The sequence below is a fragment of the Micromonospora sp. AKA38 genome, from assembly GCF_027925725.1.
Taxonomy (GTDB): domain Bacteria; phylum Actinomycetota; class Actinomycetes; order Mycobacteriales; family Micromonosporaceae; genus Micromonospora.
This window is the reverse complement of the sequence record NZ_BNEI01000005.1, coordinates 2,220,518-2,237,327: the sequence shown is the minus strand read 5'-3', so window position 1 is coordinate 2,237,327 and position 16,810 is coordinate 2,220,518. Positions and strand designations below refer to the sequence as shown.

The 16,810-nt window shown below is 71.9% G+C and carries 11 protein-coding genes; 10 read left to right on the top strand and 1 reads right to left on the bottom strand.

The annotated features are described in order from the left end of the window. The first annotated feature begins 809 nt into the window (after positions 1-809). The 8 genes from TPA0908_RS26775 to TPA0908_RS26740 all read left to right on the top strand — a co-directional run bounded on the left by TPA0908_RS26775 (position 810) and on the right by TPA0908_RS26740 (position 14,098). Positions 810-1,805: a DUF1702 family protein gene (locus TPA0908_RS26775; RefSeq protein WP_281942711.1), complete on the top strand. Its 996-nt coding sequence runs from the start codon at positions 810-812 to the stop codon at positions 1,803-1,805. Then, the gene (locus tag TPA0908_RS26770; RefSeq protein ID WP_281942480.1) at positions 1,802-7,588 is read left to right on the top strand and encodes a type I polyketide synthase; all 5,787 of its coding nucleotides are present in this window, start codon (positions 1,802-1,804) and stop codon (positions 7,586-7,588) included. The genes TPA0908_RS26775 and TPA0908_RS26770 overlap by 4 nt, the downstream gene beginning before the upstream one ends. A gap of 2 nt (positions 7,589-7,590) precedes the next feature. Next, the gene (locus tag TPA0908_RS26765) at positions 7,591-8,031 is read left to right on the top strand and encodes an acyl-CoA thioesterase (RefSeq protein WP_281942478.1); all 441 of its coding nucleotides are present in this window, start codon (positions 7,591-7,593) and stop codon (positions 8,029-8,031) included. Then, positions 8,028-8,561 carry a flavin reductase family protein gene (locus TPA0908_RS26760; protein WP_281942476.1) on the top strand — a complete coding sequence of 178 codons (534 nt, stop codon included), beginning with the start codon at positions 8,028-8,030 and terminating at the stop codon, positions 8,559-8,561. Before TPA0908_RS26765 ends, TPA0908_RS26760 begins: the two co-directional genes overlap by 4 nt. Before the next feature lie 29 nt (positions 8,562-8,590). Beyond that, the gene (locus tag TPA0908_RS26755) at positions 8,591-9,919 is read left to right on the top strand and encodes a cytochrome P450 (protein ID WP_281942709.1); all 1,329 of its coding nucleotides are present in this window, start codon (positions 8,591-8,593) and stop codon (positions 9,917-9,919) included. 87 nt (positions 9,920-10,006) lie between these two features. Beyond that, complete coding sequence (locus TPA0908_RS26750) at positions 10,007-11,977, top strand: CRTAC1 family protein (protein ID WP_281942474.1); 1,971 nt, start codon at positions 10,007-10,009, stop codon at positions 11,975-11,977. Further along, positions 11,974-13,029, top strand: a complete 1,056-nt coding sequence (locus TPA0908_RS26745; RefSeq protein ID WP_281942472.1) for an enediyne biosynthesis protein — start codon at positions 11,974-11,976, stop codon at positions 13,027-13,029. The genes TPA0908_RS26750 and TPA0908_RS26745 overlap by 4 nt, the downstream gene beginning before the upstream one ends. A gap of 220 nt (positions 13,030-13,249) precedes the next feature. Beyond that, entirely contained in the window at positions 13,250-14,098 is an 849-nt protein-coding gene (locus TPA0908_RS26740) for a maleylpyruvate isomerase N-terminal domain-containing protein (protein ID WP_281942471.1), read from the top strand. Between the two features lie 73 nt (positions 14,099-14,171). Here TPA0908_RS26740 and TPA0908_RS26735 read toward each other — a convergent pair whose 3' ends face one another. Further along, positions 14,172-15,524: an FAD-dependent monooxygenase family protein gene (locus TPA0908_RS26735; RefSeq protein WP_281942469.1), complete on the bottom strand. Its 1,353-nt coding sequence runs from the start codon at positions 15,522-15,524 to the stop codon at positions 14,172-14,174. A gap of 241 nt (positions 15,525-15,765) precedes the next feature. Here TPA0908_RS26735 and TPA0908_RS26730 point away from each other — a divergent pair, with 241 nt between their 5' ends. Both TPA0908_RS26730 and TPA0908_RS26725 read left to right on the top strand, forming a co-directional pair. Further along, positions 15,766-16,239: a hypothetical protein gene (locus tag TPA0908_RS26730; RefSeq protein ID WP_281942467.1), complete on the top strand. Its 474-nt coding sequence runs from the start codon at positions 15,766-15,768 to the stop codon at positions 16,237-16,239. Beyond that, positions 16,236-16,775, top strand: a complete 540-nt coding sequence (locus tag TPA0908_RS26725) for a copper resistance CopC family protein (protein ID WP_281942465.1) — start codon at positions 16,236-16,238, stop codon at positions 16,773-16,775. Before TPA0908_RS26730 ends, TPA0908_RS26725 begins: the two co-directional genes overlap by 4 nt. Positions 16,776-16,810 lie beyond the last annotated feature (35 nt).

The following is a 16,810-nucleotide window of genomic DNA, read 5'->3' as shown; positions in this document are numbered from 1 at the left end:
TTAGCCTATTCCCACCTCCTGCGACCGGCGGTATTGCTGGCGTCGAGGCTAGCCGAGCCATCGGGCGATGGCAACACCGTCAATGACGACGCGAGCACGGAGCGCAGTCATGGAGTGGCATGCACAGAAGTGCTGTCCTCGCACGTCAGAGCCGCATTGGTGGATGGCGGCGGGCGGATAGCAGCACACTCCGCTGCTGATAGTACGAATCTCCAGTCGCCATAATTAGCCAGGTCCATTTTCCCCGAAGCGCCGCACTTGGTGCCGCCTTGTCGCGGGGTGGATGTTCGGGAATGGTCGGATCTGTCCGGTGCGTCTAGTAAGCCTTCCGCCGCCGGCTGCCGACGGGTGTCTCCGCTGGTCATCCCGTAATTGCGGGGGGTTGCCGGATAGGCAAGTTTGAAGATGACGGTCCACTGGCCGCTGCGTAGATTTGCGGAAAGTCCATTCCTTGATTGGCCGCGATGGTGGGTGCCCGCAGAACCATTCGTGCGTACCCGGTGTGCTGCCGCTCCGTCGGAATCCCCGGCACGCTCCCTCGTCAAGTTCCGGATGCCGCTTCCGGGCGGGGGCCGACGACGGCCATCGTGGTATCGGCGGAGCCTCCGCATCCGTCTCCTGCATTGCGCTGATCTGCGGGAAACCGTAATGCGTACTCTCCAGTTCCCGTTTCCGTGGCACGTGGAGTCGATTTTATTGCGGTTTACCGGCGCGATCACCGTGGCGAATGCGAACGACCGCAAGGCAGGAGAATTTTCTGCCCACGGATGCGTAACAATGAGGCTCAAGTGGGCAGACCGGAGAAGATGATGACTGCTTGGAACAAGCTTCGACGCCGCATTCTGACCCCCGATGTGGGGCAGACAAAACTCAGTACGCGAGGATTCCACCTCAAGGACGAGCAGGCCCGCGACCGCCTCGAGACGGTCGGCAGCTCGTTCCTGCACGGCTTCGCCGCCGCCGCGGAGGCGGACGGCCCGCCGGAGGCGGCGCCGGTGGTCGAGTCGTCGCCGGCCGCGTTCCGGGGCTTCGCCTACGAGGGCGCGGCGATGGCGTTCGCGATCCGCGACGCCCTGCCCGGGCGGTCGCGGCACGTCGCCCGCTTCCTCGCCGACCACGACGAGCACGTCTACATGGCGTACGTCGGGGTGGGCTGGGCGATGGCCCGCCTGCCGCGTCCCTTGTGGTCGCGCCTGCACGCCCCGGATCCCCTGCTGCGCTGGCTCGTCCTCGACGGGTACGGGTTCCACCAGGCTTACTTTAGGACCGACCGCTACGTTCGCCGGCGGGACGCTCCGTCGGCGTTTCCGTGGCCCACCGACGGTCCACGGGACTACTCCCGGGACTACTCGCTGCGGGCGATCGACCAGGGCATCGGGCGGGCCTGCTGGTTCGTGGCCGGAACGGACGCCCAGCAACTCGTCCGCCTCCTCGACGCGTTCCCCGCGCACCGCCGCTCCGACCTGTACGCCGGCGCCGGGCTCGCCGTCTGCTACGCCGGTGGCGGGAGTGAGCAGGAACTGACCTGGCTCGCCCGGACCGCGGGGGCGTACCGGCTGGAGCTCGCGCAGGGCGCCGCGTTCGGCGCCGCGGCCCGCGTCCGCGCCGGCCTGGTGATGCCGCACAACGAACTGGCCACGAGCGTCCTCTGCGGAATGTCGGTGGACGAGGCCACACGAGTGACCGATGAGGCGCGGGTCGGGCTACCCACCGACGACGTCCTGCCCGCCTACGAAGTCTGGCGCCAGCGCATCAAGAGCGCCTTCATTCCGTTGGTAGCGACACGAAAGCCGAGTGAGCAATGACCAGTATTGCCGTGGTCGGGATGGCGTGCCACTACCCCGACGCCCGTTCGCCGCAGGAGCTGTGGGAGAACGCCGTCGCGGGTCGCCGGGCGTTCCGGCGGCTCCCCGACGTCCGCATGAACCATGACGACTACTGGGACGCCGATCCGGCCGCCCCGGACCGCTTCTACGCGCGCAACGCCGCCGTCCTGGAGGGCTACGAGTTCGACCGGGTCGCCTACAAGGTCGCCGGCAGCACCTACCGGTCCACGGATCTGGCGCACTGGCTGGCCCTGGACACCGCCGCGACGGCGCTCGCCGACGCCGGGTTCCCGATGGGTGAGGGCCTGCCGCAGGAGCGGACCGGCGTGGTCGTCGGCAACACCCTGACCGGTGAGTTCTCCCGCGCCAACCAGATGCGCCTGCGCTGGCCGTACGTGCGGCGGACCGTGGCGGCGGCGCTGCGGGCGGAGGGCTGGGACGACGAGCGGATCTCCACCTTCCTCGCCAGCTACGAGGCGGCGTACAAGAGCCCGTTCCCGCCGCTGGACGAGGACACCCTCGCGGGCGCGCTGTCGAACACCATCGCCGGCCGCATCTGCAACTACTTCGACCTCAAGGGCGGCGGCTACACCGTCGACGGCGCCTGCTCCTCGTCGCTGCTGTCCGTGGTGACCGCGTGCCGGGCGTTGCTCGACGGGGACCTGGACGTCGCGATCGCCGGCGGTGTCGACCTGTCCATCGACCCGTTCGAGGTCATCGGCTTCGCCAAGACCGGCGCGCTGGCCACCGGTGAGATGCGGGTCTACGACCGGACCTCCAACGGGTTCTGGCCCGGTGAGGGCTGCGGCATGGTGGTGCTGATGCGTACCGACCGGGCCGTCGAGGCCGGTCACCGGATCTACGCCTCGGTCGCCGGGTGGGGCATCTCCTCCGACGGCCACGGCGGCATCACCAGGCCCGAGGTCGACGGCTACCGGCTCGCGCTGCGCCGCGCGTACGCCCGGGCCGGCTTCGGCGTCGACACCGTCGGGCTCTTCGAGGGACACGGCACCGGCACCAAGGTCGGGGACGCCACCGAGCTGACGGCGCTGTCCAGCGCCCGGGAGGCGGCGAACCCTGAGGCGCCGCCGGCCGTGATCGGCTCGGTCAAGGGCATGATCGGGCACACCAAGGCGGCCGCCGGGGTGGCCGGGTTCATCCGCGCCGCGATGGCCGTGCACCACGAGGTGCTTCCCCCGAGCGTCGGCTCCGTCGACCCGCACGAGATCCTCACCGCCGACGAGGCCCGGCTGCGCACGCTGCGCAAGGCCGAGCCGTGGCCGGCCGAGGTGGAGGTGCGGGCCGGGATCACCGCGATGGGTTTCGGGGGCATCAACACGCACGTCGTGCTCGAACGGCACGGGCCGCGCCGGTCGGTGCCGGACCGCCGGATACGGGCCCTCGCCACCTCGGTCCAGGACGCCGAGCTGCTGCTGGTCGACGCCGCCTCGGCGGAGGAACTCGCCGAGCGGCTCGCCGAGCTGAGCGCCTTCGTGCCGGCGATCTCGTACGCGCAGCTCGGTGACCTCGCCGCGACGCTGCACCGCGACCTGCGCGGCCGGCCGTTCCGCGCGGCGATCGTCGCCTCGTCGCCGGAGGAGGCCGAGCGGCTGCTGACCGCGGCCCGCGAGGCCGTCGAGTCCGGCGAGGCGAAGTTGATCCGTCCGGACGGCCGGTTCCTGCTCGGACACGTCAGCGGCCCGGCCCGGATCAGCTTCCTCTTCCCGGGGCAGGGTTCCGGACGCGGCGTCAGCGGCGGCGCGCTGCGGCGGCGGTTCGCCGAGGTCGAGGACGTCTACCTGCGCGCCGCGCTGCCGACCGGTAGCGACGTCGTCGCGACCGAGGTTGCCCAGCCCCGCATCGTCACCGGGTCCGTCGCCGGGCAGCACGCCCTGGCGCTGCTCGGCATCGAGGCGTCGACCGCGATCGGGCACAGCCTCGGTGAGATCGTGGCCCTGCAGTGGGCCGGCGCGATGAACGAGGAGACCCTGCTGCGGGTGGCCGGCCTGCGGGGCCGGACCATGGCCGGGCACAGCCAGGCCGGCACGATGGCGGACATCGGGGCGCCTCCCGAGATGCTCGACACGATCATCGGGGACCTGCCGGTCGTCGTGTCCGCCTACAACGGGCCTGAGCACACCGTTGTCTCCGGATCGGTCGACGCGGTCGAGGCGGTCTGCCGCAACGCCCAGGCGGCCGGTCTGAGCGCGACGCGGCTGCGCGTCTCGCACGCGTTCCACTCCCCGTTGGTGGCTCCGGCCGCCGACGCCTTCGCCGACACCCTCGCGGACGAGACGTTCCACCGGGTGGGGGCCCGGGTCGTCTCCACCGTCACCGGTGACGTGCTCCCCGCCCGGACCGACGTGCGGGCCCTGCTCCGCCGCCAGATCACCGACCCGGTCCTGTTCAACCAGGCCGTCGCGCTGGCCGCCAAGAACACCGACCTGTTCGTCGAGGTCGGGCCGGGGCAGGTGCTCACCGGGCTGGCCGGCACGGTCACGGATGTTCCGGTGGTCGCGTTGGACACCGACAGCGAATCGCTCGCGAGTCTGCTCCGGGTCGCCGGCGCCGCGTACGTCACCGGCGCCGCGCCCGCCCCGGCGGCGCTGTTCGACGGCCGGCTCGTCCGACCGCTGGAAGTGGGCGCCACGTTCTCGTTCCTGACCAGCCCGTGCGAGCGGGCGCCGGAACTCGACCCGGCGATCGAGCGTGGTCCCGCCGTGGCGGCGCCGTCCGTCGTCGCCGACTCCGCCGGGCCGGACGGGGAATCCACCCAGGACCTGCTGCGGCGGCTCACCGCGGACCGCGCCGAGCTGCCGCTCGAACTCGTCGGGCCGGACAGCCGGCTCCTCGACGACCTGCACCTCAGCTCCATCACGGTCGGCCAGGTGGTGAACCAGCTCGCCCAGCGCCTGGACGTGCCGCCGGCCCAGATGCCGATCAACTTCGCCACCGCCACCATCCGCGAGCTGGCCGAGACGATGGAGAATCTCGCGAAGACGGCCCGGGACAGCGATGCCGCCGCCACCCCGGTGGTGTCCGGGGTGGCCGCCTGGGCCCGGCCCTGGCGGGTCGACCTCGACGAGGTGCCGCTGCCGGCGGTGCCCGCCGACGCCACCGCGAAGAACGGCCCGTGGCACCTGCACGCCGACGCGGACCACCCGTTCGCCGCGGAGCTCGCGAGCACGCTCGAACAGTCCGGGCTCGGCAGCGGAGTCCTCGTCTGTCTGCCGCCGGACTGCACGGAGGAGCAACTGGAGTCCGCGCTGCGGGGCGCCCAGCAGGCGCTCACCGCCGGCAGCACCCGCTTCGTCCTGGTCGGACACGGGCGTGGCGCGGCGGCGATCGCCCGGACGTTGCACCTCGAGGCGCCGACCGTGCTGGTCACCGTCGTGCACCTGCCCACCGCCACCGAGGCCGCGGTCGAGCTGGTGGTGAAGGAGGTCGCCGCCACCACCTCCTTCACCGAGGTGCACCACGACGACGGCGTCCGGCGGGTCCCGACCCTGCGCGCGATGCCGGTGCGGCCGGGCACCCCGGTGGCCCCGCTCGGCGCGGACGACGTGCTGCTGGTCACCGGTGGGGGCAAGGGCATCACCGCCGAGTGCGCCCTGGCCCTGGCCAGCGACAGCGGCGCCCGGCTGGCGCTGCTGGGCCGCTCCGACCCCGCCGAGGACAGCGAGCTGGCGGCCAACCTGGCCCGGATCGCGGAGGCCGGCGTCACCGTGCGGTACGCCCGCGCCGACGTCACCGACGCCGCCGCCGTCGGCCAGGCGGTGCGGGACCTGTCCGCCGAACTCGGGCCGGTCACCGCGGTCCTGCACGGCGCGGGCCGCAACGAGCCGGCCGCACTGCCGAGCCTCGACCCGGCCGCGTTCCGCGCCGCCCTGGCGCCGAAGGTCGACGGTCTGCGGGCGGTGCTCGACGCGGTCGACCCGGCCCGGCTCCGGTTGCTCGTGACGCTCGGCAGCATCATCGGCCGGGCGGGGCTGCGCGGCGAGGCGCACTACGCCACCGCCAACGACTGGCTGGCCGAGGAGACCACGGCGTTCGCCCGGGCGTACCCCGACTGCCGAACGATGTGTCTGGAGTGGTCGGTCTGGTCGGGCGTCGGCATGGGCGAGCGACTGTCGGTCGTCGAGTCGCTCAGCCGCGAGGGCGTCATGCCCATCACTCCCGACCAGGGCATCGCGATCCTGCGGCGGCTGGTCACCGACCCGGCGACGCCGGGCGTGGTGGTGATCAGCGGGCGCACCGAGAGCGTCCACACGGTTCGCTACGACCTGCCGTCGCTGCCGCTGCTGCGGTTCGTCGACCGCGTGCTGATCCGCTACCACCAGGTCGAACTGGTGGTGGAGACGGAGCTGAACGTGGGCGCCGACCGCTACCTCGCGGACCACGATCTCGACGGCAACCTGCTGTTCCCGGCCGTGTTCGGGATGGAGGCCATGGCGCAGGTGGCCACGGCCGTCTCGGGCGTCGACGCGGTCCCGGTCATCGAACGGGCGGAGTTCCTGCGACCCATCATCGTCTCGCCGCACGGGCACACGAAGATCCAGGTGGCCGCGCTGGTGACGGACGACGACACCGTCGAGGTCGCGATCCGCAGCGAGGAGACCGGCTTCGCCGCCGACCACTTCACCGCGCGGCTGCGCCTGAGCGGCGAGGCCGCCCCGGACGGCCCGCCGGAGCAGGTGTCGGACGGGTTGGCGCCGGCCTCGATCACGCCGTCCGACGACCTGTACGGCGAGATCCTCTTCCAGGGCGCGAGGTTCCAGCGACTCCGGCAGTACCACCGGGCCGCCGCCCGCCACGTGGACGCGATCGTGGCGGCCGACGAGTCGACCACCTGGTTCGCCCCGTACGTCTCCCCGACGTTGCTGCTGGGTGACCCGGGCGTCCGCGACGCGCTCATGCACGGCAACCAGGTGTGTGTGCCGGACGCGACGCTGCTGCCCGCCGGCGTGGAACGGATCCACCCCGGCGGCGCGAAGCTCTTCGCCGCCCGCGAGCTGCGCTACTGCGCCACCGAGCGGGAGCGCGACGGCGACACGTACATCTACGACATCGCCCTGCGCGACGAGGCCGGGACCACCGTCGAGCGGTGGGAGGGGCTGCGGCTGCGCGCGGTCCGGAAACAGGACGGATCCGGCCCCTGGGTGCCCCCGCTGCTCGGCTCCTTCCTGGAGCGTGGGCTCGGCGACCTGGGGATGCCCGACGTGGCGGTCGCGATCGAGCCCGACCCGCCCGCGCCGGCGGACCCGGCCGAGCGGACCGCCGCGCGTCGCCGGACCAGCGCGGTGGCCGCCGGGCACGCGCTCGGACGGCCGGTCGAGATCACGTACCGGCCCGACGGGCGACCCGAGGTCCCGGGGGAGCGCACCATCTCGATCGCACACGGCGCCGGGATCACGCTGGCCGTCGCCGCGGAGGGCGTGCTCGGCTGCGACGTCGAGAGCGTGGCGCCGCGCGGCCCCGAGGAGTGGCAGGGGTTGCTCGGCCCGCACGCCGGGGTGGCGGAACTGCTGGCCGGAAACCCCGGTGAGACCCCGGACACCGCCGCGACCCGCGTCTGGACCGTGGTGGAGGCGATGCAGAAGGCCGGACTGCCGATGCACGGGCCGCTCGTCGTGGCCGACGAGGAACGTCCCGGCTGGGTGCTCTTCGGCGCCGGCGGCGCCCGGGCCGCCTCCTTCGTCACCAGTCTGCGCGGCGGCGAGGGGCAAGTGGTGATCACTGTTCTGGCTGGTGCGAAGGGATGACCATGGAGAGCTACTACGAGCTGCGGCACACCGTCGGGTTCGAGGAGACGAACATCGTCGGCAACGTCTACTACGTCAACTACCTGCGGTGGCAGGGCCGGTGCCGGGAGATGTTCCTCAAGGACCGGGCGCCGGCCGTCCTCGCCGACCTGCAGGCCGACCTCAAGCTCTTCACGCTCAAGGTCGAGTGCGAGTTCTTCTCCGAACTCACCGCGTTCGACGAGATCGCCGTCCGGATGCGGCTGATCGAGCGGGCGCAGACGCAACTCGAGTTCGGCTTCGACTACGTGCGCCTCGGCCCGGCCGGCGAGGTCCTCGCCGCCCGGGGGATCCAGCGCGTCGCCTGCATGCGCGGCCCGAACAACCGGACCGTGCCCACCCGGGTTCCGGAGGCGCTCGAGGACGCCCTTGAGCCGTACCTCGCCGTCGGAGCCCGGCGATGACGACCTTCGACACCGAAGAGGTGACCGACTCGACGCACATGCGTCGCGTCTACGGAACCTTCGCCACCGGCGTCACGGTGGTCAGTGTCGGTGGCGACGAGCCGCACGCCATGACCGCGAACTCGTTCAGCGCCGTGTCGCTCGATCCACCGCTGGTGCTGGTCTGCATCGACCGGGACGCCCTCATGCACCAGGCGCTCAGCCGCGCCGGCACCTTCGGCATCTCCGTGCTGGCCCCCGACCAGGAGGCGGTGGCGCGCTACTACGCGGACCGGCGCCGGCCACTGGGCCTGGAACAGTTCGAGTTCGCCGACTGGCGGCCGGGCGGGCGGACGGACGCGCCGTTGCTCGCCGGGGCCGTCGCCCACTTCGAGTGCGAGCTCTGGCGGTCGTACGACGGGGGAGACCACACGATCTTCCTGGGTCGTCCGCGGGGCATGCGCCGGTACGGCGACGGCGACGCCCTGATCTTCCTCGGTGGCCGGTTCCGCCGGCTCGAGATGGCGCCCTCCGCGGTGGTGACGTCGTGACCGCGGTCGTCCGCCCGGCGTCGCCGTCGATGAACGGGCCGTCGCGCGCCGCCGCGGTCAACATGTTGATCATGATGAACCGGGACCGGCTCGGCATGATGACCACCGCGGCGGCCCGCTGGGGCGACGCCGCCCGGCTGCCGGTCGGGCCGAAGACGCTCTACTTCTTCAACCACCCCGGTCACGCCAAGCACGTGCTCGCGGACAACGCCGCCAACTACCACAAGGGCATCGGTCTGGTGCACGCCCGCCGGGCGCTCGGCGACGGACTGCTCACCAGCGAGGGTGAGCTGTGGCGCAAACAACGCAAGGTGGTGCAGCCGGCGTTCCAGAGCCGACGCATCGCCGCGCAGGCCGGCATCGTCGCCGAGGAGGCGGCCGCCCTCGTCGACCGGCTCCGGACGCTCGGCCGCCAGGGCCCGGTGGACGTGTTCCACGAGATGACCGGCCTCACGCTCGGGGTGCTCGGGCGCACCCTGCTCGACACCGACCTCGGCCGGTTCCCGTCGATCGGCCGTGACTTCACGGCGGTGCAGGACCAGGCCATGTTCGAGCTGGCGACGTTGAGCGCCGTGCCGCCCTGGGTGCCGCTGCCGCGTCAGCTGCGGTTCCGGCGCGCCCGTCGTCGGCTGCAGACGATCGTCGACCAGCTCGTCGACGAGCGCGGGGAGCACTCCGGCGACCGCGACGACGTGCTGTCGCGGCTCATCGTGTCCGCCCGGGCCGAGTCCGACCCGCGGGTCGGCCGGCAGCGGCTGCGGGACGAACTCGTGACCCTGCTGCTGGCCGGGCACGAGACCACCGCCAGCACGCTGAGCTGGGCGCTCTACCTGGTCGACAAGCATCCCGAGGTACGCGAGCGGCTGCGGGAGGAGGCCACCACCGTACTCGGGGACCGGCTGCCGACCTTCGACGACCTGGGCCGGCTGCGGTACACCGCGATGGTCATCGACGAGGTCGTGCGGCTGTACCCGCCGGTGTGGATCCTGCCGCGCAAGACGCTCGCCGACGACGTGGTCGGCGGGTATCACGTGCCGGCCGGCGTCGACGTGCTGATCTGTCCCTACACGCTGCACCGGCACCGGGCCTTCTGGGACCGCCCGGAGGAGTTCGACCCGGAACGCTTCGACCCGGTCCGGTCCACCGACCGCCCGCGGTACGCCTACATCCCGTTCGGCGCGGGACCGCGGTTCTGCGTCGGCAACCATCTCGGCCTGATGGAAGCCGCCTTCGTGCTCTCGATGCTGGTCCGGGAGCTGCGGCTCACCAAGGTCGCCACCCACCAGGTCGTCCCGGAGCCGATGTTGTCGCTGCGCATGCGCGGTGGCATGCCGATGACCATCAGCTCGGCCGACTGACGGACAACCGGGTGACGGACCGCCGTCACCTGTGACCGCACCACACAAGGAGCCCGTCCTCGACGGGCGTCACCCCGAGGGGGAGCGTTGCCACCGAAACCAGTGGGTCCGCTGCGCCGGCTCATTCCCGCAATCTTCGTTCTGGTGCTCGTCGCGGGGCTGTTCACGATCTCGCGACTGCCGTCCGCGTCCGCGGCGGACCGGGAGGCGATGGCATCGCGGTTCGCGTTCACCGAACTGCCCATCGCGTTCCCGCCGGGCCTGCCGCAGCGCACGGTCCGTACCGTGAACCCGAAGTACAAGCACATCCGTTCCTGGATCTCGTCGGTCGGCGCCGGTGTGGCGCTCAACGACCTCGACGGGAAGGGCGGCGCCAACGACCTGTGCCTCGTCGACCCGCGCAGCGACAGCGTCGTCGTCACTCCCGCGCCCGGCGGCGGCGCCACGTACGCGCCGTTCGTGGTCGAGCCGGCGCCGCTGCCGATGGGTCCGGCGATCGCGCCGATGGGATGCGTGCCGGGCGACTTCAACGTCGACGGCCGCACCGACCTGCTGGTCAACTACTGGGGTCGGACGCCCGTGCTGTTCCTGCAGAAGAGCGACGCGCGGGGCCTGAGCCTGGCGTCGTACCACCCGGTCGAGCTGATCCCGCAGCAGAAGACCACCGACGGCCTCTACCGCGGGCCGCTCTGGAACACCAACGCGACCGCGGTCGCCGACTTCGACGGCGACGGCCGGCCCGACATCGGCATCTTCAACTACTTCCCGGACTCGCAGGTGCTCGACCCGCAGGGCCTGCCCAACGTGCAGATGAACCACTCCATGTCCCGCGCGCAGAACGCGGGCGGGGCGCACATCCTGCGCTGGACCGGGGCCACCAGTGGCGCCGAGCCGACCGCCACCTACGAGGTGCAGGACGCGATCGACCCCCGGTACGCCACCGGGTGGACGCTCGCCTCGGCCTCCGCCGACCTCGACGGTGACCTGCTGCCCGAGCTGTACCTCGCCAACGACTTCGGCAACGACCGGTTCTTCCACAACGTGTCGACGCCCGGCCGGATCAGGTTCAAGCTGGCCGAGGGCCGCCGCGGCCCGCTGGACCCGAAGTCGCTGGTGATGGGGCACGACTCGTTCAAGGGGATGTCGGTCGACTTCGCCGACCTGTCCGGCACCGGCCGGTTCGACGCCTTCGTCAGCAACATCACCGAGTCGTGGGGGCTGGAGGAGAGCAACTTCGTCTGGCTGAACACCGCGAAGACCCCGCAGGAGGCGCGGGAGCGGATGAGCAAGGGCATCGCGCCCTTCGAGAACGAGGCCGCGGCGAAGAACCTCGCCTGGGTCGGCTGGGGCTGGGACGCGAAGATGGCCGACTTCGACAACAGCGGCCGGCTCGTCGTGGTGCAGTCCTGCGGCTTCGTCAAGGGCACGATCAACCGGTTCAACTGGCTCCAGGAGCTGGCCGCCAGCAACGACCTGATGCTGCGCGAGCCCGACATGTGGCCCAACGCCCAGCCCGGCGACGACATCGCCGGCTCCAACGCGCTGGCGTTCTGGGCGCCGGAGGGCAACGGCCGGTACGTCGACCTGAGCCCGCAGCTCGGGCTCGCCGACCGGACCCCGACGCGCGGGGTCGCCGTGGGCGACACCGACGGCGACGGCCGCCAGGACTTCGCGGTGGCGCGGCAGTGGGGGCCACCGGCCTTCTACAAGAACACCAAGACGGAGATCGGCAACTTCCTCGGGCTGCGGCTGCACCGGCCCGCGCTCGGCGCCGGCCAGTCCGGCGACGCCGGCACCCCGGCGTACGGCGCGCAGGCGCGGGTGACCACGGCCGACGGCCGCACCCAGCTCGCCCAGCTCGACGGCGGCGGCGGGCACTCGGGCAAGCGCAGCTTCGACGTGTTCTTCGGGCTGGGCGCCCAGGGCGCCGCACCCGTCACCGTCGAGCTGAGCTGGCGCGATCTCTCCGGCGCCCGGCACCAGCAGACGCTGTCCCTCTCCGCCGGGTGGCACGACCTCATGCTCACCGACCGAGCCCAGGAGCTGACCAAGCCATGACGGACGTCAAACGCGCCCCGGAAGGCGCGACCACCACGGTCGAGGCCGCCGACGCGGCCCGCAACGGCGCCGGCCCGGGCGGGGCCCACCGGGGCGTCGACACCCGACCGCCCGTACCCCGGGTGGACAAGCGTGATCCGCGCTACCTCGCCCTGCGGAACTTCGCCATCTCCATGTCCATCCTCAACATCCTCGGTTACACGATCCTCGGGTTCGAGCAGCCCTGGACCTGGCCGCTGTTCATCCTGGCGCTCGGGTACACCGTGGAGCTGGTGATCGAGGCGGTCGCGGCCCGGTCCCTGGGCCGCCGGCCGGCCTACAGCGGCAACGGCGCGTGGGGTGTCTACACGTTCCTGCTGCCCACCCACATCACCGCGCTCGCGGTGAACATGCTGCTCTACGCCAACGACATGTTCTGGCCGATCGCCTTCGCGGCGGTGGTGGCCATCGGCCAGAAGGCGGTGCTGCAGGCGCCGATCAACGGGCGCATGCGGCACTTCATGAACCCGTCGAACTTCGGCATCACGATCGCGCTGATCACGTTCTCGTGGGTCAACGTGGCACCGCCGTACCACTTCACGGAGAACGTGCCCGACGTCTTCCGGATGTTCATCCCGATGGTGGTCCTCACCGCCGGCACCATCCTCAACGCGATGCTCACCAAGAAGGTCGCGCTGATCGTGGGCTGGGTCGGCGGCTTCGTCATCCAGGCGCTGATCCGGCACTACGTCTGGGACGTGCAGCTCTGGTCGGCGCTGAGCATCATGACCGGGGTGGCGTTCGTGCTGTTCACCAACTACATGATCACCGACCCGGGCACCACGCCGTCGAAGGCGCGGAACCAGTTCATGTTCGGCTCCTCGGTGGCCATGGTGTACGGCGTCCTGATGGTCTTCAACGTGGTCTACACGCTGTTCTTCGCGGTCACCATCGTCTGCCTGGCCCGGGGCCTGTTCTGGTGGGGCAAGTGGCTGATGGAGCGGCGTGGCGAGCGCACCCCGGTGCAGCCGGTGCCGCCGCCCGCGGCGGTCGAGCTACCGATCGCGCGCTGACCCGCCACCCGGCACGACACCGACCGGACCGTCCTCCACCCTGCGGGGCACCGCAGTGGGGAGGGCGGTCCGGTCGCTTCACCGACACGTGCTCGCCAGCGCATTGCGGACAGCTTCCCCCGGATGTTCCCTCCGTCGTCTACTGTGCACACTGGGTACCCGTGATGTTCGGTCACCGCGGGCTTCCCACGTTGCTCGGCAACCGGACGGAGGCACCGGCATGGAAGTGTCCACCCAGCAGTGGGAGTCGATCCGCGACGACGTCACCGCCGCCGGCGAGCGGTTCGCCGCCCTGGTCGAGAAGGCCCCGCCCGACGTGCGGGCGACCCGGGAGTGGTCGGTCGTCGACACCGCGGTCCACCTGGTCACGGTGACCGACCTCGACGCCGTCATCACCCGGGCCTACCCCGAACCCGCGTTTCCGCACCCCGGCCTGTACGAGCAGTGGCAGCGCACCAACGTCGACGATCTCAGCCTCCTCAACGTCGAGGTGATGCGCCTGTGCGAGGAGCGTGACCCGGGGGCGCTGGCGGCCCGCATCCGCGCGAACTGCGCGGCGATGCTCGACGCCACGAGCGACGTCGACCCGTCGGCGCCGCTGCCCTGGCTGGGCAGTTCGACGCTCACCATGGCAGGGCTGTTCGCCCACATCGTCAACGAGTTCAACATCCACGGCTGGGACATCGCCCGGGCCGCCGGTCTCCCGCACGAGATCCCGCCCGGCGAGGCGGCGGCGTTCTTCGAGGTCTTCTTCGTCGGGCTGGTCCGCGACGGGTACGGTCACCTGCTCGACACCCCGAAGCCGCTGCCCGACGTGCGCGTGGCGGTCGCCTTCGAGTCGCGGCACGCGCGCCCGGTGACCCTGCTGCTCGACCGGAACGTGGTGAGCGTCGCCGATCCGGGCACCCGGCCGGACGTCCGGGTCAGCTACGACCCGGTGGTCCTCAACCTGATGCTCTTCGGCCGGGTCTCACCCGTGCGGGCGATGCTCTCCCGCGGCGTCCGCGTCGGCGGCCCCAGGCCGTGGCTGATGCTCGCGTTCATGCGCAAGGTCCGCTGCCCGAGCTGACGGTGCGCGGGCCGCCGGTGACCCGGCGGCGTGGGGCGTCGACGCCGTGCGGAGCCCGGCGACCCCGCGACGGTCACCGGCCGCCCGCGACACTCGCCGACGGCACCGGGTCGGCGCCGCCACCACGCAGGACCCGGCGCGCGATCGCGGGGCGGAGCAGTCGGGTCGGCGGGTCCACGAGGTTGAGCACGCGCAGGAACGCCTCGCCCAGCACCGCGTCGGTCCGGGCCGCCGCGTGCAGCCGGTGGACGTACCAGTTGACCAGCCGGACCCGCGCCGAGCGCGGGCCCGGCACCTGCGGGAACCGCAGGTCCGTGCCGACCGCGATGGACCACGGGCCGTCGATCAGCTTGCCCGCGCCGCGGAAGAAGCGCCGGGCCAGCCGGTCCGGGCCGCCGGACAGGAGCGAGCGGAGCAGCAGACCCTCGGTGGCGGCGACCGTCATGCCCTGGCCGTACACCGGATTGAAGCTGCACACGGCGTCGCCCACCACCAGGTAGCCGAGCGGGAAGCGGCGCAGCCGCTCGTAGCGTCGGCGCACGCTCGCCGGATAGCGCATCTGGGCGGGGCCGCCCACCGGGACGGCGTCGCGCACGAAGCGGCTGATCACCGGCATGCCCAGTGACTCGGCGAACCGGGTGAACCCCTCGTGGTCCGACGGCGGCTGCTCACCGAGCATCCCGCTGAGCGCCACCGCGAACCGGCCGTCCTCCTGCGCGGCGACGATGCCGGTGCGGGGGCGACCCGGCACGGCGTTGGTCAGCGCGCCGAGCAGTCCGTCGAGGTGCCGGGGTTCGCGCTGGTAGACGCGGGTGACGTAGGTGACGTCCACCGGGACCCGCTGCTCCGGCGGGGTCGGGTAGCCGAGTTCGGCCAGCCACACCGGGCTGCGGGAGGCCCGACCGCAGGCGTCGACCACCAGGTCGGCGTGGATCGGGTACGCGGCCCCGACGCGCGGCGTCACGAGCACCCCGATGATCCGGCTGCGGTCCTCGGTGCTCAGCAGCGCGGTCGCCTCGGCGGGCGGGCAGAACCGGACGTTGCCCAGGTTCCGTACCCGGGCGCGCACCGTGCTCTCCAGCAACGGGCGGCTGACGCCCACGCCGACCAGGTCCGAGGCGGCGCGCCGCATCGGATGGCCGTCGTTGCACCAGTGCACCTGGTCGTGCAGGTCGACAAGGGGCGCGCCGGCGGCGGACAGCTCGTCGCTGAGCCCCTCGAAGAGCTCGTCGAGGGCCCGCCGGCCGCGCGCCAGCAGCACGTGCAGTTGGCGGGACTGCGGCACCCCGCGCCGGGCCGCCGCCTCCTCGGGCAGCGGGTCGCGGTCGACGACGGTGACGGTGTCGTACGCCTCGCTCAGCACCCGGGCGGCGATCAGGCCGGCCATGCTGCCGCCGAGCACCACGGCGTCGCCTGCGGAGACCATGACCGGAATGCTAGGTGGACCGGACGGGTCCCTCCGCCTCTCGGCGTGCGCACCTCGACGGCGCAAGGCAGCACGTTTGGAGATAGCTATCCGTCGCTGCGGCGTTACACAATGGAGCGATTCGTGTTCGTTGACATCGGGAGTCGTAGTGTCCAACCTCGTGGAGTCTTCGCCGGACACCAGAACCGGCCGTCCCTGGGGGCTCAACGGCCGCCACCACCGAGCCGCTCTCTCCGTGTTCATGGTCATCGTTCTCGCGCACTGGGCCGAGCACCTCACCCAGGCCTACCAGATCTGGGTGCTGGGCTGGACGCCCGCGCAGGCACGCGGCGTGCTCGGGATGCCGTTCCCGTGGCTCATCAAGTCCGAATGGCTGCACTACGGGTACGCGATCGTGATGCTTGTCTTCCTGTTCCTGCTGCGCCCCGGGTTCGTCGGCCGCAGCCGGACCTGGTGGACGGTCGCGCTCGCCATCCAGTTCTGGCACCACATCGAGCACTTCCTGCTGCTGGTCCAGGCGCAGAGCGGGCACTTCCTGGCCGGTCGTGCGGTGCCGACCAGCATCCTGCAACTGGTGCTGCCCCGCGTCGAACTGCACCTGTTCTACAACACGGTGGTGTTCCTGCCGATGGTCGTCGCCATGTACTACCACCTGCGGCCGTCGCGGGCCGAGTCGCGAGACATGATCTGTAGCTGCCGTCCACTGCCGGCATGACCGCCGTGTCACCGACCCGTCGCCGGCTGCTCCTCGGCGCTGCCGGCGTCGGGCTGGCGCTGCTGGTGGTCTACCTCGTCTTCGGCCGGGCGGCGCCGGCCCGGCTGGAGGCCGTCGAGCCCGCCGACGGCGCGTCGGTCGCCGTCTCGCCCACCCAGGTGGCGTTGCGGTTCGACGTCGCCCCGAACCCGCGCGTCATGCACCTCACGGTGATCGGCCCCAGCGGGGACAAGGTCTCCACCGGCGATCCGGTCCTGAACGACAACCGGATCAGCGTCCCGGTCTCGGCCAGCCGCGCCGGCCCCTACCAGGTCGGCTACCACGTCGAACTCGACGACGGCACGCCCGTGGCCGGGATCGCCACCTTCACGGTCGGCCAGGGGGCGGGGACCCCCACGGGGCCGGTCGAGGTCGCCGCCCCGGCCCACGAACACCACCTGGAGCGGGACACGAGCACCCTGGTGCTCGTCCTCATCGATCTGGTGCTGGTGGCCGGCCTGGTGTCGGTCCTGCTGCTTCGGCCACGGGTGCGCTGACCCGGCCACCCGGCGGCGCCACCCGGTCCCCGGGT

Bases quoted from the DNA above. Each gene is read 5' to 3' on its own strand.
- TPA0908_RS26775 (WP_281942711.1), top strand. From the start codon at position 810: ATGACTGCTTGGAACAAGCTTCGACGCCGCATTCTGACCCCCGATGTG.
- TPA0908_RS26770 (WP_281942480.1), top strand. From the start codon at position 1,802: ATGACCAGTATTGCCGTGGTCGGGATGGCGTGCCACTACCCCGACGCC.
- TPA0908_RS26765 (WP_281942478.1), top strand. From the start codon at position 7,591: ATGGAGAGCTACTACGAGCTGCGGCACACCGTCGGGTTCGAGGAGACG.
- TPA0908_RS26760 (WP_281942476.1), top strand. From the start codon at position 8,028: ATGACGACCTTCGACACCGAAGAGGTGACCGACTCGACGCACATGCGT.
- TPA0908_RS26755 (WP_281942709.1), top strand. From the start codon at position 8,591: ATGAACGGGCCGTCGCGCGCCGCCGCGGTCAACATGTTGATCATGATG.
- TPA0908_RS26745 (WP_281942472.1), top strand. From the start codon at position 11,974: ATGACGGACGTCAAACGCGCCCCGGAAGGCGCGACCACCACGGTCGAG.
- TPA0908_RS26740 (WP_281942471.1), top strand. From the start codon at position 13,250: ATGGAAGTGTCCACCCAGCAGTGGGAGTCGATCCGCGACGACGTCACC.
- TPA0908_RS26735 (WP_281942469.1), bottom strand. From the start codon at position 15,524: ATGGTCTCCGCAGGCGACGCCGTGGTGCTCGGCGGCAGCATGGCCGGC.
- TPA0908_RS26730 (WP_281942467.1), top strand. From the start codon at position 15,766: ATGGTCATCGTTCTCGCGCACTGGGCCGAGCACCTCACCCAGGCCTAC.
- TPA0908_RS26725 (WP_281942465.1), top strand. From the start codon at position 16,236: ATGACCGCCGTGTCACCGACCCGTCGCCGGCTGCTCCTCGGCGCTGCC.